Origin of the sequence: Pseudomonas sp. KBN10P06128, from assembly GCF_037574945.1 — a bacterium.
Taxonomy (GTDB): Bacteria; Pseudomonadota; Gammaproteobacteria; order Pseudomonadales; family Pseudomonadaceae; genus Pseudomonas; species Pseudomonas aeruginosa.
Genome location: NZ_JBBELR010000001.1, coordinates 1,973,058 through 1,990,670, shown reverse-complemented (window position 1 = coordinate 1,990,670; position 17,613 = coordinate 1,973,058). Strand labels below are relative to the sequence as shown.

At 61.1% G+C, this 17,613-nt stretch carries 22 protein-coding genes; 21 read left to right on the top strand and 1 reads right to left on the bottom strand.

Going from position 1 to position 17,613, the window contains the following annotated elements:
* Window positions 1-8 precede the first annotated feature (8 nt).
* From VQ065_RS09465 to VQ065_RS09365, 21 genes are all read left to right on the top strand, one after another.
* Window positions 9-1,589 carry a GspE/PulE family protein gene (locus VQ065_RS09465; protein WP_003120994.1) on the top strand — a complete coding sequence of 527 codons (1,581 nt, stop codon included), beginning with the start codon at window positions 9-11 and terminating at the stop codon, window positions 1,587-1,589.
* Window positions 1,589-2,668 (top strand): type II secretion system F family protein, encoded by a 1,080-nt coding sequence (locus VQ065_RS09460; protein ID WP_003123335.1) that lies wholly within the window; start codon window positions 1,589-1,591, stop codon window positions 2,666-2,668. Before VQ065_RS09465 ends, VQ065_RS09460 begins: the two co-directional genes overlap by 1 nt.
* 21 nt (window positions 2,669-2,689) lie before the next feature.
* On the top strand, window positions 2,690-3,220 hold the full coding sequence (locus tag VQ065_RS09455) for a type 4 pilus major pilin (RefSeq protein ID WP_003120996.1): 531 nt from the start codon (window positions 2,690-2,692) through the stop codon (window positions 3,218-3,220).
* Window positions 3,217-4,173, top strand: a complete 957-nt coding sequence (locus VQ065_RS09450; RefSeq protein WP_003448639.1) for an ATPase, T2SS/T4P/T4SS family — start codon at window positions 3,217-3,219, stop codon at window positions 4,171-4,173. Before VQ065_RS09455 ends, VQ065_RS09450 begins: the two co-directional genes overlap by 4 nt.
* Window positions 4,166-5,545, top strand: a complete 1,380-nt coding sequence (gene pilV, locus VQ065_RS09445) for a shufflon system plasmid conjugative transfer pilus tip adhesin PilV (RefSeq protein WP_003099769.1) — start codon at window positions 4,166-4,168, stop codon at window positions 5,543-5,545. The genes VQ065_RS09450 and pilV overlap by 8 nt, the downstream gene beginning before the upstream one ends.
* A 17-nt stretch (window positions 5,546-5,562) precedes the next feature.
* Window positions 5,563-6,000 carry a type IV pilus biogenesis protein PilM gene (gene pilM, locus VQ065_RS09440; protein WP_003120998.1) on the top strand — a complete coding sequence of 146 codons (438 nt, stop codon included), beginning with the start codon at window positions 5,563-5,565 and terminating at the stop codon, window positions 5,998-6,000.
* Between the two features lie 921 nt (window positions 6,001-6,921).
* Entirely contained in the window at window positions 6,922-7,488 is a 567-nt protein-coding gene (locus VQ065_RS09435) for a hypothetical protein (protein WP_003120999.1), read from the top strand.
* A gap of 76 nt (window positions 7,489-7,564) precedes the next feature.
* On the top strand, window positions 7,565-7,744 hold the full coding sequence (locus tag VQ065_RS09430; RefSeq protein WP_004347955.1) for a hypothetical protein: 180 nt from the start codon (window positions 7,565-7,567) through the stop codon (window positions 7,742-7,744).
* Between the two features lies 1 nt (window position 7,745).
* Complete coding sequence (locus tag VQ065_RS09425; RefSeq protein ID WP_003121000.1) at window positions 7,746-7,880, top strand: hypothetical protein; 135 nt, start codon at window positions 7,746-7,748, stop codon at window positions 7,878-7,880.
* Between the two features lie 322 nt (window positions 7,881-8,202).
* Window positions 8,203-8,691 carry an STY4534 family ICE replication protein gene (locus VQ065_RS09420; protein ID WP_003448595.1) on the top strand — a complete coding sequence of 163 codons (489 nt, stop codon included), beginning with the start codon at window positions 8,203-8,205 and terminating at the stop codon, window positions 8,689-8,691.
* Between the two features lie 137 nt (window positions 8,692-8,828).
* Window positions 8,829-8,987, top strand: coding sequence for a hypothetical protein (locus tag VQ065_RS09415; protein WP_003121002.1), 159 nt, complete (start codon window positions 8,829-8,831; stop codon window positions 8,985-8,987).
* A 73-nt stretch (window positions 8,988-9,060) separates the two neighbouring features.
* Complete coding sequence (locus VQ065_RS09410) at window positions 9,061-9,258, top strand: hypothetical protein (RefSeq protein WP_003448593.1); 198 nt, start codon at window positions 9,061-9,063, stop codon at window positions 9,256-9,258.
* Window positions 9,259-9,449: 191 nt separating this feature from the next.
* On the top strand, window positions 9,450-10,163 hold the full coding sequence (locus VQ065_RS09405; RefSeq protein ID WP_003121003.1) for a DUF5983 family protein: 714 nt from the start codon (window positions 9,450-9,452) through the stop codon (window positions 10,161-10,163).
* A 235-nt stretch (window positions 10,164-10,398) separates the two neighbouring features.
* A complete protein-coding gene (locus VQ065_RS09400) occupies window positions 10,399-10,749 on the top strand; it encodes a hypothetical protein (RefSeq protein WP_003099791.1) in 351 nt (116 codons plus the stop codon).
* A 56-nt stretch (window positions 10,750-10,805) separates the two neighbouring features.
* Window positions 10,806-11,438, top strand: a complete 633-nt coding sequence (locus VQ065_RS09395; RefSeq protein WP_003099792.1) for a DUF3275 family protein — start codon at window positions 10,806-10,808, stop codon at window positions 11,436-11,438.
* Window positions 11,435-11,710 (top strand): hypothetical protein, encoded by a 276-nt coding sequence (locus tag VQ065_RS09390; protein WP_003099794.1) that lies wholly within the window; start codon window positions 11,435-11,437, stop codon window positions 11,708-11,710. Before VQ065_RS09395 ends, VQ065_RS09390 begins: the two co-directional genes overlap by 4 nt.
* A 69-nt stretch (window positions 11,711-11,779) precedes the next feature.
* Window positions 11,780-12,142 (top strand): hypothetical protein, encoded by a 363-nt coding sequence (locus VQ065_RS09385; RefSeq protein WP_003099795.1) that lies wholly within the window; start codon window positions 11,780-11,782, stop codon window positions 12,140-12,142.
* Between the two features lie 67 nt (window positions 12,143-12,209).
* The gene (locus VQ065_RS09380; protein ID WP_003099797.1) at window positions 12,210-12,470 is read left to right on the top strand and encodes a hypothetical protein; all 261 of its coding nucleotides are present in this window, start codon (window positions 12,210-12,212) and stop codon (window positions 12,468-12,470) included.
* Window positions 12,471-12,562: 92 nt separating this feature from the next.
* Complete coding sequence (locus VQ065_RS09375) at window positions 12,563-13,168, top strand: hypothetical protein (protein WP_003099799.1); 606 nt, start codon at window positions 12,563-12,565, stop codon at window positions 13,166-13,168.
* A gap of 29 nt (window positions 13,169-13,197) precedes the next feature.
* Window positions 13,198-14,643 (top strand): DUF6094 domain-containing protein, encoded by a 1,446-nt coding sequence (locus tag VQ065_RS09370; RefSeq protein ID WP_003099801.1) that lies wholly within the window; start codon window positions 13,198-13,200, stop codon window positions 14,641-14,643.
* 104 nt (window positions 14,644-14,747) lie between these two features.
* On the top strand, window positions 14,748-16,997 hold the full coding sequence (locus tag VQ065_RS09365) for a DEAD/DEAH box helicase (protein ID WP_003099803.1): 2,250 nt from the start codon (window positions 14,748-14,750) through the stop codon (window positions 16,995-16,997).
* A 320-nt stretch (window positions 16,998-17,317) separates the two neighbouring features.
* On the opposite strand, the gene VQ065_RS09360 is transcribed toward VQ065_RS09365, so the two are convergent.
* Window positions 17,318-17,572, bottom strand: coding sequence for a hypothetical protein (locus VQ065_RS09360; protein WP_003099808.1), 255 nt, complete (start codon window positions 17,570-17,572; stop codon window positions 17,318-17,320).
* Between the last annotated feature and the right edge of the window lie 41 nt (window positions 17,573-17,613).

Sequence of the window (17,613 nt, the reverse complement as noted above, 5' to 3'; positions counted from 1 at the left end):
GTACCGCCATGACGAACCTTCAAATTGCCGCGCTTGCACAGCCCTCCATGGTGACCCAACTGCTCACCGCCGACGGTGGCGAGTGGGAGGTCTCGAAACACCTGCAAGAGATCATGGCCCTGGCCGCCGACGGCACGCTCTATCTATCGGAGAGCCACCAGAACGACATTCACGTTCTGTCGTTCATCGACCGTCTCGATCGCCGTGGCTTCCGATACCAGCTCAACCTCACCGACCTGCAGACCATTCACCAGCTCTACCGCGCCGTCGCCATGGACGGCCTGGTCGATAGCGATGGCCAGCGCGCCACCCAGATGCAGGAGCGCGTGGTCAAGATCATTCGTAAGGCCACTGAGCTGCGCGCCAGTGACGTGCATTTCGTCGTGAGTCCCGCCGGCACCGGCAGCAAGATCCGTTTCCGCGTCGACGGCCTGCTGAAGACCGTCGAGCAGTACCGCAGCCAGGAACTGCACGAACTTTGCGCAACCATCTACCAGTCCATGTGCGACGTGGCCGAGCCGCTTTTCAAGCCACAACTTGACCAGGACGCGCGGATGAGCCAGGCCTTCGTCGAGAAGCTGAACCTGTTCGGCGCCCGGATCGCGACCCGCCCGCGCGCCGGTGGGTTCCTGATGATCCTGCGGCTGCTCTACGACGATACCGGCCTCGACAGCCTGGAGCAGCTCGGCTACCTGCCCGAGCAGAACGCGCTGTTCGATCGCATGATGCGCATGCCTTACGGCATCAACATCCTGTCCGGCCCCACCGGGTCAGGGAAGTCGATGACCTTGAAGGTCACCATGGAAGGACTCGATAAGCTGCATGGCGGATCCAAGCATATCCTGACCATCGAGGATCCACCGGAATACCGCATTCGCGGCGAAGGCATCAACCAGACCCCACTGGTCTATGACGCCACTGACCCAGACGCAGAACGCCAGGCCTGGGCCGCAGGCATCGCCAACGGCATGCGCCTGGATCCGGACTACATGATGATCGGCGAAGTGCGCGACCTCTTCGCCGCTGTCGCCGCCTTCCGTGGCGCGATGACCGGGCACGGCCTGTGGTCGACCCTGCACACCAATAGCGCGATCGGCATTGTCCAGCGCCTCAAGGACCTGGGTGTCGACCCCGGCTTGCTGTTCGATCCGGCCCTGCTGACCGGTCTGATCAACCAGAGCCTGCTGCCCAAGCTCTGCCCCCACTGCAAAGTGCGCTTCCAAGACCACCAAGACCAGCTCGCGCCCGATCTGGTCGAACGGGTCCAGCGCTTGACCGATGTTTCCCAGGTGTACGTCAAGGGGCCTGGCTGCCAGGCCTGCCGTGGCTCCGGAGTCAACGGCCGCTCGATCGTCGCCGAGGTGGTGCTGCCCACCCTGGCCTTCATGCGTGTGTTCGCCAAAGGCGGCCCAGCCGAGGCACGCAACTACTGGGTCAAGACCATGCAGGGCATCACCAAGCACGCCCACGCCATCCGCCGCATCAACGAGGGCATGTTCGACCCGCAGATAGTCGAGGATTTCATTGGGCCACTCGACTTCGATGAGCATCTGCTCGACGACAGCTTCTACTCGCAGGAGGCGTGCTGATGGGGGGCTTCTGGGAGCAGTTGCAGTTCGCCTTCTACAGCAAGCAGTTCGGCCGCAAGGAACGCCTGCAGTTCTACGAAAGCATGTCCACCCTGCTCGAAAACGGGGTCCCGTTGAAGGACGCTGTGGCAGAGGTGCACAAGATCTTCGCTCATGAGGGACAGCATCCGTTTCATCCGGTGGCCATCGCCAGTCGCGAAGCGCTGATGGGGCTGTCCAACGGCAAGCGTCTGGCCACCGCCATGGCGCTCTATCTGCCCGCCCAGGAGCGAGCGCTGATCGAGGCCGGCGAGATGAGCGGCAACCTGGTTCAGGCCATGGGCGATGCCGTCTCCCTGGTCGAGGCCCAGGCCAGGATCCGCGCCACCATCTGGCAGGCGCTGCTCTATCCCTCGGCGCTGTCCGCCATGATGGTGTTCCTGCTGTGCATCGTGGCCTATCGCATGGTCCCCAGCCTGGCCAGGCTCTCCGATCCAGTCACGTGGACCGGCCCGCTCGCCACGCTCAACGCCATTGCCAGCTTCGTCACAGGACCTGGTATCTACGTTCTGGTCGCCGTCATCACCCTCACGGTGGTGGTCATCGTCACGTTACCGACCTACCGCTGGAAAGGCCGGGTCTGGCTGGACCGGATGCTGCCGCCCTGGTCCATCTACCGCATGCTCCAGGGCACCACCTTCCTGCTGAACATGGCCGTCATGCTCAACGCCGGCATACGCCCCTACGACAGCCTGGCCAGCATGATCAAGATCTCCCCGCCCTGGCTGAAGCAGCGCTTGGAAGCTGCCCGCTACGGCGTGGGCCTGGGCCAGAACCTGGGAGTCGCCCTTCGCAGCGCCGGTCACGATTTCCCCGACCGACAGGCCATCCAGTACCTGTGCATCCTCGCCAACCGGGGAGGCTTCTCCGAAGCTCTGGTCAAGTTCAGCCGCCGCTGGCAGGAGACCAGCCTCAAGCAGATCGAGCTGGCCGCCGGGCTGGTGAAGAACTTCGCCCTGATCTTCATCGGCGCGCTGATGATCCTGGTCCTGCTCGGCGCCTACCAGGCACAGCAGCTCATCCAATCCATGAACCACTGAAACCTCACCAAGGAGCGCTCCATGAGCACTACGCAACGCACCTCCCGTCCGACGCAGGGCGGTTTCGTTTCCATCGAGATGATCATCGTGCTGATCATCATCGCCATCGGGGTCGGCCTGGGCCTGGCCGCAGCGGCTGGGATGTTCAGTTCGTCCAACGCCAACGAGGAACAGCGCAACATCAGCGTCATTGCGGCCAACGCACGTGCCCTGAAGACCTCTTCGGGCTACGGCTCCAGCGGTACCAACCTGATCCCGAGCCTGATCGCAATCAACGGCGTGCCGAAGAACATGAGTGTCTCCTCCGGCGTCGTCTACAACGTCTACGGCGGATCGGTCACTGTCTCGTCCACCGGCATGGGCTTCTCGATCACCACCAGCAAGCTGCCCAAGGATGCCTGTATCACCCTGGGCACCAAAATCGCGAAGAACACCTTCGAGCAGACCAAGATCAACAGCGGCACCGCTATCACTGGTGAGGTCACCACTGCGGCTGCGACCCAGGCCTGCAGCAGCGATAGCAACAGCATTACCTGGACCTACAGTTCGTGAGTGTGAACCCGATCATTCAGGCTCAGTTCGTCGACCTTTACCTCGGTGAAGGCTTCGCCGACGTGAAGGGCCTGGCCGGCGTCGGCGCGCGCCGAGTCGAGGTGCCTCGCGAGTGGGAGTCGCACGCCCAGGAACTGCTCCAGCTCTGCAGGCAAACGCTGGAGGAGCTGCAGGATCCCGAGTTCGCCATCGTCGTCGACGGTGTGCTGCTGCGCGTCACCCAACTGGAAGATGCTTTCAACGGCGGGAGTGTCTTCGTGCTGCGCCGGTCGACAGCCCAAGTTCGAAGCTTCGAGGATATCGGCTATCCGAGCGAGGTGGTCGCTACGCTCCTGAACCCGCAACTGCAGGGCTTGATCCTGTTCTGTGGCGATATGGCGACCGGCAAGACCAGCTCCGCCGCCTCGCTGATTCTCGCCCGACTGCAGACCCTGGGCGGGGTTGGCTTCACAGTCGAGGATCCACAAGAAACCAATCTCAGCGGCCAACATGGACTCGGCCGCTGTATCCAAGTCAGAACCTCACGACGCTCGGGAGGCTACAGCGAAGCCCTGTTGCGCACCCTGCGTACCGGAGCCGACCTGATATTGATCGGCGAGATCCGCGACGAAGACACCGCCTATCAGGCTTGCAAAGCTTCGCTGAACGGCAACCTGGTCATATCGACCATCCACGCCAAGAACTGCCCGCAAGCCATCGAACGGCTGATCACCCTGGCCAAACCCCTCGCGTCCAATGCCTACGACGTCGTGGCTGAAGGCATTCAGGCCGTGATCTGCCAGGAGTTGGTAAGTGATGGCGGCGCTCGAAGACTGCACGCAGAACCGTTGCTTTTCACCGGAGTGGACTCCGTCGCCATGCGCGATAAGATCCGCCGGCAGCAGATTCATCTACTTGAGGACGATGTGAATCGCCAGGCTCGCAAAAGCCTGTGGGAGCCTATCTATGAATAACCTCAAGCTCAGCCGCGGCTTTATCTCAATTGAATTAATGATCGCCTTGATCGTTATCGCCATCGCGACTACCGGCGGGATTTCAGTCTTGATGAGCTATCTAGACGGCCTGAATGAACAGCACGCGGCCCAGCAGCAACAGCAGGTGGCCAAGGCAGCGGAGAAGTACCTGAAGGACAACTTCAGCACGGTTCTGGCCAGCGCCGGCGCCACGGCCCCGGCGGTGATCACCGTCCCGATGTTGCGCAACACCCGTTACCTGCCCGCAGGCTTCCGCGACACCAACATCTACGGCCAGCAATACCAGGTACTGGCCCGCAAGCCGGCGGCCAACCAGCTCGAAACGCTGATCGTGACCACGGGTGGACAGGTAGCTTCCGAACTCTCGATCCGCCGGATCGCGCAGCTCATGGGAGCCACCGGGGGCTACATCTCGAAAACCAACACCAGTGTCGCCCAGGGCGCCGCCTGGCAGGTGGCCTTGAGCAATTTCGGTAGCGCTCCCGGCGCTGGACACCTGGCGACGGCGCTGTTCTTCCAGGACGGCGCCATTGCCAACGAGTACCTCTACCGCAATGCCGTCCCGGGTCATCCCGAGCTCAACCGGATGAACACGGCATTGAATATGGGCGGCAACAATATCGCCGCAGCCGGAGCGGTCACCGCCAGCGGAAACATCACGACCAGCGCGGACATCAGCGCGCGCAACGTGACAGCCACTGGCACGGTGAAAGCCGGCACTGCTGACGTCGCCGGCGAGACGTACACCGGAGGCTGGTTCAGGACCCGCGGTAACTCAGGTTGGTACAACGAACGGTGGGACGGTGGCTGGTATATGAGTGACAGCACATGGGTCAGGTCGTGGATGAACAAGAACGTTTATACCGGCGGAGAATTGAGAGGGGGAAAGCTCAGCTCCGAAGGTAGAACGACCGTCGGCGAGTACCTTCAGATCAATGGTTTGGCGGCAGAAAATGCAGGATGCGCCCCCAATGGCCTGGTAGGCAGAGACAACAGCGGCCCCCTATTCTGCACCGATGGGCTGTGGAAACGGCCCAGTGGCGTGAATATCGCCACCCCTGTGGTGCTGGCACAGTATCCCGCCGATAACCGACCCCGCACCCACTGCCAAGCGGTATCCAGGGACGCGCTGATCAATGGCTCCGGCCCCGGCGTTCTGCGCCTGGAAGTCGATGGCGTGATCGTTGGTCAAGCGCGCTCCACCGCTGGGCGAAACGCTGACGTAGTTGAAGACGCCTCGATCTCCGCCATGGTGAAAGCCGGACACCGGTTCTGCCTTTACAGCACCGTTGTGCTCGCAGGATTCGGCAACTCCGCCGGCATGCGTGTGACGGCCACCTACCTCAACTAGGGAGTCCTCCAGATATCATGCCGCTGCTCTGGATTGCCCTATTGCTCACCCTGCTCACCGGAACCTGGCTGAGTGTACAAAGCGACCACGCGACCTCGAGCGCCGAACTGGCCGAGGTCGATACCCTGGCCAGGAGCTTGCTGCTCTACCGCTCCAGGCTGGCGGAGTACGCACACGCCAACCCCGGTTTCAGCGGTTCGCCGGCGGACTCCGCTCTTGGTTTACCGGCCTGGTTCCGCAAGCCAGCGCGGCTTCAGGGCTACATCGCCGCCGACACCAGCTACGCCTTCATCGCCTCGCCGCCGGCAGGGCTGGCGGCAGCCGTGGATGCCGGTACGGAATCCGACCTAGTTGGTGTCAGGCGCAACGGCCAGTTAGTCACGCGCCGCCTCGGAGCCACTGCCATTGCGCTCCCTGCGCCCATCCCCGAGGGCGCGGTGGTCGCGGTCAAATAACCTCCAGAGGCCAGTAAACCCCGGCGCTGCTTGATAAACCAGCCTTCTGAACACATAATGCCATCAACTTTGATTTCACCCCGCTGGCTACTGACGGTCATCAGTAGCGCCCTGGTGATGCAGGTTCGCCTCATCTCCAAACCGTAAGCACGCTACAACACCGGGTGGGGCGTGCGGATCTGGTTGAGAATTCTCCCTGTGTCTCCCTGTTCTTTTGCTTGTCATGCAGCCGTCAACTCGTGTCGAGCGAGTTTAAAGGCACATAGGGTTCTCAAGAGGTTCGGTGTTTCCTCGATTTAAGGGTCGTACTGGTGTTACGGCCCCTCCTTTTCCCCTCTCCATGGGTAGCCTGATGCTCCTGCTCCAGGGGCATCAGGCTACCCATCGGGATCCTTCTCCCTGCCGGTGGCCCGCCGGTGATACGCAGGGCTCCCTTTGTACGCGGATGCGTGCCTACTGTTTGCTGGCCAAGCCACGATAATGGCCGGGTGATGGGATCGAGACGATCAATGCCCAGGGATCGACGATTCAACCACAGGTGGCTCACTTGACTCCCCTTCCAGACACGGCTGGGGAAACCTTTGACAGGGTTTCTACCAGCCGCGCTCTTCCGCCCTCGCTCTCCGCCCGCTGTATCCTGCATCCGCTCCCCCTCCTGCTTGACCTTGACACTTTCGCCCCCTGCTTCGATGATGAACGCGTGATCTGCTGACGTTGTCAGCGACATGCCCCCATGCAGCTCGGATCCGAAATGCTGCAGCACAGCCCACCGTGTTGATCCAACCCAAGACCGCATAGCTTCTGGTAGCGCGGTCGGTCGGCCTCGGTCGATAGAAGCTCCCTTCCGCAACCCAGCGGGGAATCCACTTCCCCGCCAGGGCCAGTGTTTTCTCCGCACCCTCAACCTGCAGGAGAAACACCATGTCCAAGCAATCCACCAGCTTCGAAATCGGCTTTGCCCTCGGCAGTGTTGTGCGTGAGTTCCGCAGAGCGCTCAGGCGCCCTCCGGTCGTAGTGCAAGCACAAGCGCCGGTTGCGTTGAGCGTCCAGCGCATCGATCCTGCCTTCCTGGCCGGCCCGACCGCTGGCGAGCTAGAACACATCAGCGACATCCCAGCCATCGTCCGGCTGAAGAATGTCAACCTGAATGACTGGTATCTAGCCAATACGCGCGAGGTGCAAAAGCCCAAGCGCGCACGCAAACCCAAGCCGGCCAAGGCGACCGCCAAAGCTGAAACGCCAGTCAGGAAGGAGCTCAAGATGGGTTCCCTCGACCATTTGATTGCACCCAACTCCGAAAGCGAAATGGGGAGGCCCCCTCTCCAGTTAGAGTCCCTGAACGATCATGAGATTGCTCTTTTGCCAGCACCTCCTGGTAGCGCAGTCTCTTGGGAACTCCATCGGCGTACTCAGGAGCAATACCACCAACGCTGGCAGGACTACTTGTCCACCATGACGGATGAACAAGTAGCTGCTCTCGGCCGCTAATAGCCACTGCTACCACCCCCAACCCTGCCGGGAACCATCCCGCAGGGTGGTTTTCCGGCATTTTTCGAGGAAAACCATGGGTTCCGCAAAACTTTCCGCAATCGCAGAAGATCTACGCAAGATTGGAACCACGGCGGTAGCCGCTGGTTTGATCGGTATTTTTCTCGGCGAGCATCGCATCCTGACTGCCCTTGCGCTGTCGGTAGGTGTGGTAATCTGGTCTACAGGTATCTACCTGACTCAGGAGGAATCTTGAGATGAGCCAAACGACTTTCGGCGTGATCATGCTGACCGCCTTGCTTGTAGTGTGCTTGTCGATGGCGGCCTGGGCCGATTGGCCCAACCTCAAGCGCAAGCTTACGAAGTTTAACCATCGGCACCGCCCGCACTGACCTCAAGCCCCTCCGTGTGAGGGGCTTTTTCATTCGCGGGGGCTTGACAACTGCAACAGGCCTTTTCATTCTTTGCACCGTGAGCTGCTGACGTTGTCGGCAATCCTCCCCCAGTAGTCATGATCTGAAAGACTACGACACGGATTTCCGTGTAGATCGAACCCAAGATCGCACCAGCTTCCGGTAGCGCGATCAATCAACCACAGGTTGATGGAAGCCCTCTCCCTCAGATTTACCTCCCAATACCGACCCATGCGGGGAATACTTTTCCCTGACGGGCAAGGTGTTTCTCCGCTTTCGCTTACGAAACTGGAGAACCATCATGAGCAACAACACCCAAGCCCAAGAAGCCAAATATTTCGACCTGCACACCACCGGTATCGGCTACCTCAATCGCATCCGCGAAGTACCGATCCGCCGAGGTGAACCGTTCCTCGCCGCTACTGTTGCTGCCCTCCATGGCGCGGCAGACAGCGTGGAATACTCCTACATCGATTGCAAAGTGGTCGGCGCCCAAGCTGAAAAGCTTGTCCGCCGTTGCAAGGAAGCAGTCGAGGCCGAGAAGAAGGTGCTGATTTCTTTCCGTATCGGCGACATCTGGGCGGATCCCTTCACCTACGAGAAAGGCGAGAAAAAAGGCCAGTCCGGCGCAAGCCTCAAAGGCCGGCTGCTCTTCATCTCCTGGATCAAAGTGGATGGCACCACCGTCTACGATGCGAAGGAAGAAGCTGAGAAAGCCCAGCAAGGCCAAGGCGAACCGCAAGGTGAACCCGCAGCCCCCGCTGAGCACGCTGAACAAGCCGCTGCTTGAGCACGGCTTGATCGAATACCGGCCCTCATCCCGAGGGCCTTTCACTACCTACGCTATGCGCCACTCTTCATCGCATACCCACCCGGGGGGCACCATCTCCCCCAGGGCGTGGTGTTCTCCATTATCTGGAGATCATCATGAGCAATATCCAAATCGTAGATCTGCCCGCCCTGCCGGAAGTAGAGGAGGTTAGCCTCAGCGACGTCGAGGACGAGCTGCTGCTCAGCAGTCAGTTCTGCAACTTCGCCTGGCTGTTCCTAGCCAGCAACAATGCCCAGGTATCTGCCTTGGCCTAACCGCCAGACATTTCCCATTTAGGGGACCTCAGTCCCCTTGGGACTGGTGTTTCCTACCGAAAGGAGAATCACCATGCAATACGGAAAGCGGGCACTCGCCCATCTTCGTCTCGAACTGCCGCTGCAGGTTCTTATGTCCAACGCCGGCTTTTATATCGGCACCCTTGATGAAGAAGGACCAGCTTCGCGCGAGTCGGTTGAATACTACCCCTCCCGCGAACTTGCCCAACAGGCATTAGACAACGGCACGTGGTCGCAACGGGAATATTAAGTTTTACCCTTTTGCCTATGTGCCTCTGCTAATTCAACCCAGACGGGGTCATCCCCCTGTCGGGTGGTGACTTCTCCGAATTGCGTTAACCGCAACGACTCTACATCACCAGGGCGCTTCGGCGCCCCTTACTTCCCCTGGAGGTCCATAGTCTCTAAGGGCATGGGCTTCCCGGCTACTGGAGATACCCCATGACTCAATATAATCCGTTTATCCACGGCTATACTGACTTCAGAATCGAGCGAACGCTACAGATAACATACGAAGATGATTGCCCCCCCTGCTATCGCGCGTTGCATCCATCGCAGCAAATCCTCTCCGATACTCAACTACAGTGCTTTCCATGCATCTTCAATGACGACTTCGCCCTAGTTACTGAAGGTCGAGAGATCGATACTGCACTTTCTGACCGCTGTCCTTACAACGGTCTGGTGCGCAATGTGCTCTACGGCATCCTTGCCGAGCAGGACGGTCAGCAAAAGCACATAGGCGATCTGTATTCCTTGGCCGAAGCCCAGAGTGTCGTTCGTCACCTTTCGTTCGGTGGCGGTTACAACCGCTGCTGGGAGATCAGAAAAACACATCTACCCATCAGCGCGTGGAATAGCCTCTACGAAAGGTTCTCGACCAAGATGCCAATCCGCTTGCCCTCGGTGTTGGTATCGCTCTTCTGGTGTAACGAGCACGGTGCGGTGGGCTTTCGCTTGCACAACACCCCTTGGACGGATGAGTGTCTGGAGATCCTGGAGATGACCGCAGCCGCTCTTCGACAAGAACAGCTTGCCTTCGGCCTCGACGAACACCTGGTCGATCTACTTCACCTCGCGGGACAAGCAGACATTCGGTTCCTGGTACTCGATCCATTCGCGCCCACGCTTAAGGGCCTGCCACTTTATGACGATTGAGCAATCCGGCCGGCGGGACATCCCGCCAGCCCTCGAATTCGAATTGGCTCGCTGTCGTTGACAGCGCCTCCCAAGGAGCCAGGGTTTAAGGCTCCGGCGCGCAAGCGCTAACCCACCCAAGACCGCCACAGCACTCGGCAGCGCGGTCGCATCACGCAAGTGATGGAGTGCATCCTACCCACCCACGCGGGGACCTCATCCCCGCGGGAGAGGCCTGCGTATTCGGAGACCTCTCATGACCTCTCTCAACAACCACTCCAGCGCAGGCCACACTGCTGCGTACCTCAAACTCCCGATCGTTCTCACCAACGCGGCCTGGCTGCGCCTGGTCTATCTCGCCAACCCTGCCAGGGTCGACGAGATGGGCACCCGGCTGGCCAGTGTCGTTCAAACCGCCTGGCAGGAGCTTTCGCTCCAGCCGACCGCGAAGCACATCCAATTCCACCTGTACCACAAGGAGGAAGAGGGGCAGGACCGCGCGCTCGCGCTGCTGGTCCTCTCGATAGTCGAGCCGTCCGATGAGCCTTCCTACCTGCGCATCGAGCTGCAGGAAGAAAGCCTCCCGGGCAACCCGGATACCGAGTAGTTCTCCCCTCACCACGATCCCGCTTCGGCGGGATCATCCTTTTCGCAGGTCACGCCATGATCAACATACCCGGCCAGTTGGCCATTCGAACCATCAACGGTCGCAATGGCGAGTTCAACGTGGGAAAGCTCTCGACCTCGATCGGGGAGTTCGTCATCAAGGACGCTCTCCTGGACCAGCACATCGAAGGCAAGTACCGCGGTGATTTCGCCATCACCGAGATCCGTCCCTCCTACTACACCACCGGCGGCCGGCTGGTCGTCGAGATCCGCGCAAAGCTGGACAGCATGACGCTGGACGACGTGGACAACCTCAGCGACGAGGAGGCAGAGCGTCTCTCTGGCAATGAGGTGGATCCGCTCGACGAAGTGCCCGCGATCCAGCAGCCCACAGTAGCCCCGGCGGTACCGCCGAAGTCGCCCCAGAAACCGAAGCCTCTGCGCCCCGCTGCAACAGGGGAGGACGCGCCTTTCGGTATGTCCCCTCCGGCTCCTGCAGAGCAGGCCGCCACTCCGGACACAGACGCAGATGCAGAGCTGTTCGGGACGGTCTGGCCGCTAGGCGAAATCGTCAAGCTGGACACCACGGTCGACCGCAAGCGGCTACGTCAACAGTGCGTGCGGCTCGGCGCGCTGGGCTATGAGCTCGACTTCAAACAACAAGTGTGGACCCGCAAGGAGGCCGCATGAAATCGATCTACAACACCCCAGGCTTCAGCGAGGAGTTGTTGCTGGTTTGCGCCTCGCTGCGCGAGGTCGGACTGGACAATCTGGCTGACCAGTTCCGCGATGCAGTGTTCGACCGATCCGTCGTCGACCAGGCCATCATCGCACTGCGTGAGCGGGTGAAGACCCCTTCGCCGGAGCATGCGGCCGACAACGAGCCATGGCTGTACTGCGACTGGCAGGCCAGGCAAACAGCTTACCGGCTCCTCCAGCGCCTTGAGCGCGCAACACGCTGAAGCATCACCCTACCCACCCCTGCCGGGTTCTCCCGTCAGGGAGACCTGGCCAACCACAGGAGCACACCTATGGGATGGCTTTTCTCACATCAGACGAAGGAAGACCTGCTGCGTGAGCTGCTGGCCCCAACCAGTACTTTCGCAGGCAGCACCAAGGTGCTGGCACACGCAGTCTCCGGCAATGAACTTTGGACTGTCGTAAAACGAACCTTCCACCTTGCCGGATTCTATTTCGGCAAGCCGGCCGGTCACTCGATCACCATGATCGAGCTGCACTTGCTGGACTGCTCGGCCGGGCAATGGGGCTACAAGACCATTCCAGAAAGTGCCGGCCCGTTCTACTACGGCTGTCCGCTGGAGTTCCTGGACCTGGCTCACGATGAGGTCAACCAGGAGTGGCGTGAACGTCTGACGCACGAACACCAAGCCTGACCGCACCAACCACTTCCCTTGAGGGGCGCCCTCGAGGGCGCTCCTCGTCTACCACCAGGAGCGCACCATGAACCCGCTGTTCACCAACCTCACCCAGGAAACCCTCGCTTACCTCGAGGACCAACTGTCCAACAACGACGTCGCCGGCGACGACGAGCTCATCGACCTGTTCATCGAGGAGCTGTCGCTGACCTTGGAGCAGGCGGAAGCGGCTGTCGCGCTACGCGATCAGTACCTCTGCCAGGTCTTCCTGGTCGGCCAAGGGCCGCTGCACCGTCCTGAAGCCGATGGGCTCAGCTTCGACCCTCACACCAAGAGCGTTCGGTGACCACCACGCTCCCCTGCACCAGTTGGACTACACCCCCGAGGGGCTTCACCGCCCCTCGAGGGCGGCGTGGCTCCTCCTTCAAGGAGGTTCCTATGCCCAGTCCCACCCCGCTCTACCAGATCGAAGAATGCCCAGACCTGTACGTTGACGCCTGCGTGTGCGACGAGCAGCGCAACCTGGTCTTTCTTTCGGCCTGGGGCCGCGACACCGTGACACAAGAGTTCCTGGCCAGGCTGACGCTGGACCGGGAAGAAAATGGCATCGACCATTTCCACATTATCGTGGACGGCCGGCGCTTACCTGTCTTCCCAAACCAGGATCTCCTGGAGAAACGCACCACCCGCCAGTTCCGCGGCACGTTGTTCGGCAGCCTGCTCAACCTCTGGCTGTTCGATCGGCGCGCCTCGGCGCCCGACCGAGGCAATCACCTCGCCTTCGCACTCCTGCAGCGCGATGAGGATCCACACCAAAGGCTCTGGCCGCTGGTGATGGAGACCTGTCCGCTCCCCCTCCTGCAGCACTGGCGCGAGCCAGTGATGGAGGTCCTCACCCAGCACCAGATGTTGACCGCCCTGCCAGGGACGATCGGCAACGTCTGCGCCTGGCGACTCGCCCTGCGGGTCGACGTGCTCGAGCCCACCCTCGGTGAGCTGATCCGCGAAAGCATTCTTACCACCGATGCTCAGGCACAAGCCTGAGCCATCCCTCTCAGACTCAAGGAGGCCCCATGGCCCTCATGTTCCCGCGCTTGGCGCGCAACTTTGCACGCAACGGCTACTTCCCTACCGATGAGGTCACCCTCGAACGCGCTCTGCAAGCCCTCGCTCCCGCCCCGTCGGGCAGGATGAGGATCTGTGATCCCTGCGCCGGTGAGGGGGTTGCCCTGGCTGAGGCAGCACACATCCTCGGCCGCGACAAGGTCCAAGCCCTCGCTGTCGAGTACGACCGCGAGCGCGCCGACCATGCTCGAGGCTTGCTTGAGCGAGTGCTGCACAGTGACCTTTTCGACACCATGATCAGCAGGCAGTCGTTCGGACTGCTCTGGCTCAACCCGCCTTATGGCGACCTGGTGGCGGACCACTCCGGTGCGTCGCAGTACCAGGGCAGCGGCCGCAGGCGTCTGGAGAAAGCGTTCTACCAGCGCTGCCTGCCGTTGCTGCAGTACGGCGGCGTCATGGTCCTGATTGTTCCTCACTACGTCTTGGACGATGAGCTGACCGGTTGGTTGAGCAACCACTTCACCGGCCTGCGCATCTACGCAGCCGCGGATCCTACCTTCAAACAGGTGGTGATCTTCGGCATCCGGGTCCGTCGACAGGACCTGGCCCGGGCGGACGCCAATCAGGTGAGGTCTCGCCTGCAGGCGATCGGCGCGGGCCAGGAAAAGGCCGAGGAAATTCCAGCGGCTTGGCCGTGGGAACCCTATGTGGTTCTGCCGGCCACCAGCGAGCTGGAGCACTTCTATCGAGTAACCCTGGAGCCGGAGCAGTTCGCCGGCGAGATCCAGCGGCTGCGAGGTCTCTGGCCTGACTTCAACCTGCACTTCGCGCAAGCGGGGCTGCAGCCCCGCCCACCAGTCCGCGAGCTGTCTCGCTGGCACCTGGCCCTGGCCTTGGCCGCCGGCGCGATTTCCGGCGTCGTGCGCTCGAAGTCGGGCCGGATCCTGGTCGTGAAGGGTGACACCTACAAGGACAAGGCCCGCAAGACCGAATTCACCGAAGACGAAGACGGCAACATCACCGAGGTGAGGATCCTCACAGACCGTTTCATCCCGATCATCCGGGCATGGGAAATGACACCCTCCTCGGTCAATCAGGGCCGCGTGCTGACCATCAGCTCGTCGGCTGCGACCACGGAAGAGGCTGAAGAGCCCCAACCTGAGCCGGCCCCCGAACCGCTGCTGTTCAGCCCTGGCCAAGTCGTAATGACCGCTGCCGTGAGCCACCTGGTGGAAACCGGTCAACTCAACCCAGCGCCTTTGCTGAACCGCCATCTGGCGGGAGATTGGGGGACGCTGGACCAGGAAGACTGGAACACCAACCAGAGAGCCCTGAAGTTCGGCGATAGGCTGCTGTCGTCCTACGACATCGATGCCGGCGGCGAATCCAGGCTCTGGATCATCACCGAGGCAGACCGCAGCTCAACCACGCTTTTGCTCCCTAGCGACTACTGACCTCGCCCCCACGGCGATTCCTTCCACTCCACCCTGCAGGGTATGGCGATACCCGAAAGGGACGTGCATGCCCTGCTTTCTTCCTTCACCTGCAGGAGATGCACATGAACGCTCAGACCCAACCGGCCGCCCTGGCCGCCTCCTCCCTGAACATCAACCTGACCGACTTCATCGACGAGTTCGGCGACGAGCTCCTGGAGTCGCTCAATCGCTCCAACCCCCCGGTCTATACCGGCTCCGACAACGCTCACCGCCAGTTGGTGATGGACCGACTCAAGCGCAAGCCCTTCGCGGCCCAGGCCGAGGTCGTCCAGGCCATCACCGCCCTGCTGCTGGACCGTAACGAGCAGGCCGGGATCATCAACGCCGAGATGGGCACCGGGAAAACCATGATGGCCATCGCTGTCGCAGCGGTCATGCACGCGGCCGGCTATCGCCGGACCCTGGTTGTCTCTCCGCCGCACCTGGTCTACAAGTGGCGCCGCGAGATTCTGGAGACCATCCCAGCCGCCCGCGTCTGGGTACTCAATGGCCCAGATACTCTGCTCAAGCTGCTCAAGCTACGAGATCAGATGGGCGACGCCTACGACGGACGCCAGGAGTTCTTCATCCTCGGCCGCGTGCGGATGCGGATGGGTTTCCATTGGCGGCTCGCCTGCTGGAAGAAGCGCGCCGCCGGCGGCCAATTGCTCGCTGCGTGCCCGGATTGCGGCCAGGTCCTCGAGGACCTGGAAGGCAACCTGGTCACGGTTGAGGAGTTCGAGCGTGGTGACCGTCGACGTACCTGTTCCTCCTGTCGTGGGGCGCTCTGGACGCTGATCCGGCCAGGCAAGCCTGACGGCGGCAACCGGCGCGCAACGATCCTCAAGTCGATGTGTCGGATTCCAACCATCGGCCCGGTCAGGGCGGAGCGCCTGCTGAACGACTTCGGCGAGGACTTCCTGGCCACGATGTTGGTGGACAACGTCTCGGAGTTCATCAACCTGATGGACGCCAAGGGCGACTTCGTCTTCAGCGATCGGCAGGCCAAACGCATGGAGCGATCGATGGCGAACATCGAGTTCGGCTTCGGCGAAGGCGGCTACCAACCGACCGAGTTCATAAAAAGACAACTTCCCAACGGCTACTTCGATCTGTTGGTGGTGGATGAGGGGCATGAGTACAAGAACAGCGGTTCGGCCCAGGGCCAGGCCATGGGCGTTCTCGCAGCCAAGGCACGGAAAACCGTGCTGCTGACCGGAACGCTCATGGGCGGCTACGCCGACGACCTGTTCTACCTCCTGTTCCGCATCCTCACCCAGCGCATGATCGAGGACGGCTACCGGCCCAACGCGCGTGGCAGCATGGCTCCAGCAGCCATGTCGTTCATGCGCGACCACGGCGTGCTCAAGGACATCTACACCGAACGCGATGGTGACTCGCACAAGACAGCCCGGGGCAAGAAGCTCTCGGTACGCACGGTGAAGGCTCCCGGCTTCGGCCCGAAGGGCATCCACCGCTTCGTATTGCCGTTCACCGTGTTCCTGAAGCTCAAGGATATCGGTGGCAACGTACTGCCCGACTACCAGGAGGAGTTCGTCGACGTGCCGATGGCGCCTGATCAGGCTTCGGCCTATCAGCGCCTGGCGGCCACGCTGACAGCGGAGCTCCGCCAGGCTCTGGCGCGACGAGATACCACGCTCCTGGGCGTGGTCCTCAACGTGCTGCTGGCTTGGCCGGACTGCTGTTTCCGACCGGAGATCGTCAAGCATCCGCGAAGCCGGGACACACTGGCCTTCGTGCCAGCGATCTTCGGCGACGAGCAGTTGATGCCCAAGGAGCAGGCGCTGGTGGACCTCTGCCTCGAGGAGAAAGCGAAGGGCCGCAAGGTTCTGGCATACACCGTCTACAGCGGGACGCGCGACACCACGTCCAGGCTGAAGAAAGTGCTCGAGCAATCCGGGCTGAAGGTGGCAGTGCTACGTGCTTCGGTCGATACCGCTCGACGCGAGGATTGGATCCTCGACCAGGTCGATCGCGGCATCGATGTGCTGATCACCAACCCGGAGCTGGTGAAGACCGGGCTGGACCTGCTGGACTTCCCGACCATCGCGTTCCTGCAGACGGGGTACAACGTGTACACCTTGCAGCAGGCCGCGCGGCGGTCGTGGCGGATCGGGCAGAAGCACCCGGTGCGGGTGGTGTTCTTCGGCTACGCCGGCAGCTCGCAGATCACCTGCTTGCAGTTGATGGCGAAGAAGATCGCTGTGGCTCAGAGCACGTCGGGAGACGTTCCCGAGTCAGGTCTCGATTCGTTGAACCAGGACGGGGACTCGGTGGAGATGGCGTTGGCACGACAACTCATTGCAGCATGAACTCATAGGCCACCTTCGGGTGGCCTTTTTTTATATCAGCTTGGACGTACAGCGCCCTTGAGTAACTGCCAAGACAGTAAGACAGCATCATCCGCCCCAACCTCCTTTGCCGCCCAGCGCTGGACTGCCTCAATGTCAGTGTCGTATTCGATGGGGAATTCAATGTCTATTTGTCTCGTATGCCTGTTGGAAAGCCCCTTCCCCTGGCGCACGGACATGAAATGGACGTGGTATCGCGGCATGGCCCTTTTCTCTCCTACCTAGTGACCGTTTTATATTCAGCGAATAGATCGCCAGCAAACTCACGTCGCTTCCCTCAATCAGTTTGCCGCTGCTGGCGATGGTATGCGCCGGTATTTTTCGGCCTCGTCCAGCTGTTTGGCCAGGAGCATAACATCGGCCTCATACTCTGCGATTACCTTGTCACGCACGGCCACCGGGCCGAACCACAAGATAGCGAACGTGAAAATACAACCCAGGACGAAGGCCGGCATTGCGACCATGAAAACCCAAGCCTGGCGGCTTGGCTCTTGGTTCTTATTTTCCGTGAGCCTGGGGTAGAACTGCTTAGTCATGAGCATTTTCCTCGGTAATCAGACCTTTGCCAACTCGCCCT

Excerpts from the sequence above, each read along its gene's own strand:
- VQ065_RS09410 (WP_003448593.1), top strand. The coding sequence starts at position 9,061 with ATGCAATACGGAAAGCGGGCACTCGCCCATCTTCGTCTCGAACTGCCG.
- VQ065_RS09390 (WP_003099794.1), top strand. The coding sequence starts at position 11,435 with ATGAAATCGATCTACAACACCCCAGGCTTCAGCGAGGAGTTGTTGCTG.
- VQ065_RS09455 (WP_003120996.1), top strand. The coding sequence starts at position 2,690 with ATGAGCACTACGCAACGCACCTCCCGTCCGACGCAGGGCGGTTTCGTT.
- VQ065_RS09370 (WP_003099801.1), top strand. The coding sequence starts at position 13,198 with ATGGCCCTCATGTTCCCGCGCTTGGCGCGCAACTTTGCACGCAACGGC.
- pilM (WP_003120998.1), top strand. The coding sequence starts at position 5,563 with ATGCCGCTGCTCTGGATTGCCCTATTGCTCACCCTGCTCACCGGAACC.
- VQ065_RS09460 (WP_003123335.1), top strand. The coding sequence starts at position 1,589 with ATGGGGGGCTTCTGGGAGCAGTTGCAGTTCGCCTTCTACAGCAAGCAG.
- VQ065_RS09385 (WP_003099795.1), top strand. The coding sequence starts at position 11,780 with ATGGGATGGCTTTTCTCACATCAGACGAAGGAAGACCTGCTGCGTGAG.
- VQ065_RS09380 (WP_003099797.1), top strand. The coding sequence starts at position 12,210 with ATGAACCCGCTGTTCACCAACCTCACCCAGGAAACCCTCGCTTACCTC.
- VQ065_RS09430 (WP_004347955.1), top strand. The coding sequence starts at position 7,565 with ATGGGTTCCGCAAAACTTTCCGCAATCGCAGAAGATCTACGCAAGATT.
- VQ065_RS09415 (WP_003121002.1), top strand. The coding sequence starts at position 8,829 with ATGAGCAATATCCAAATCGTAGATCTGCCCGCCCTGCCGGAAGTAGAG.
- VQ065_RS09405 (WP_003121003.1), top strand. The coding sequence starts at position 9,450 with ATGACTCAATATAATCCGTTTATCCACGGCTATACTGACTTCAGAATC.
- VQ065_RS09375 (WP_003099799.1), top strand. The coding sequence starts at position 12,563 with ATGCCCAGTCCCACCCCGCTCTACCAGATCGAAGAATGCCCAGACCTG.
- pilV (WP_003099769.1), top strand. The coding sequence starts at position 4,166 with ATGAATAACCTCAAGCTCAGCCGCGGCTTTATCTCAATTGAATTAATG.
- VQ065_RS09465 (WP_003120994.1), top strand. The coding sequence starts at position 9 with ATGACGAACCTTCAAATTGCCGCGCTTGCACAGCCCTCCATGGTGACC.
- VQ065_RS09360 (WP_003099808.1), bottom strand. The coding sequence starts at position 17,572 with ATGACTAAGCAGTTCTACCCCAGGCTCACGGAAAATAAGAACCAAGAG.
- VQ065_RS09400 (WP_003099791.1), top strand. The coding sequence starts at position 10,399 with ATGACCTCTCTCAACAACCACTCCAGCGCAGGCCACACTGCTGCGTAC.
- VQ065_RS09420 (WP_003448595.1), top strand. The coding sequence starts at position 8,203 with ATGAGCAACAACACCCAAGCCCAAGAAGCCAAATATTTCGACCTGCAC.
- VQ065_RS09395 (WP_003099792.1), top strand. The coding sequence starts at position 10,806 with ATGATCAACATACCCGGCCAGTTGGCCATTCGAACCATCAACGGTCGC.
- VQ065_RS09365 (WP_003099803.1), top strand. The coding sequence starts at position 14,748 with ATGAACGCTCAGACCCAACCGGCCGCCCTGGCCGCCTCCTCCCTGAAC.
- VQ065_RS09425 (WP_003121000.1), top strand. The coding sequence starts at position 7,746 with ATGAGCCAAACGACTTTCGGCGTGATCATGCTGACCGCCTTGCTTGTA.
- VQ065_RS09435 (WP_003120999.1), top strand. The coding sequence starts at position 6,922 with ATGTCCAAGCAATCCACCAGCTTCGAAATCGGCTTTGCCCTCGGCAGT.